This window comes from Streptococcus sp. DD04, assembly GCF_001578725.1.
Classification (GTDB): Bacteria; Bacillota; Bacilli; order Lactobacillales; family Streptococcaceae; genus Streptococcus; species Streptococcus sinensis.
The window spans coordinates 1-262 of the sequence record NZ_KQ969024.1 but is presented as its reverse complement, the minus strand read 5'-3'; the positions used below and the strand labels follow the sequence as shown (position 1 = coordinate 262).

Below are 262 nucleotides of genomic sequence, written 5' to 3'. Positions count from 1 at the left end.
CCATTATTTGTTTATCTAGAACGTTGTTTCCCAGCGTTACGGTTGTTTTTCTTTTTATTGCTATGGCTGATGGCCTGACTAGCTTTTGGTGTTACATCTTTTACTCGTCCTGAGTTTCTCATGGCTTTTGGAGGATTCTTTTTATACTCTTCAGCCACTTGTTTTCTAATCCGTGGGCGAATCAAATAATTGATCATGAATTGCTGAATAATTTGGATGAAACCGCCGACAACCCAATAGAGGGTTACAGCTGCTGGCGACA

1 pseudogene is annotated in these 262 nt (G+C 40.5%); it reads right to left on the bottom strand.

The features are described 5' to 3' along the window. Nucleotides 1-11: 11 nt before the first annotated feature. Nucleotides 12-262, bottom strand: a pseudogene (locus tag STRDD04_RS10375) (membrane protein insertase YidC); the annotation flags it as partial.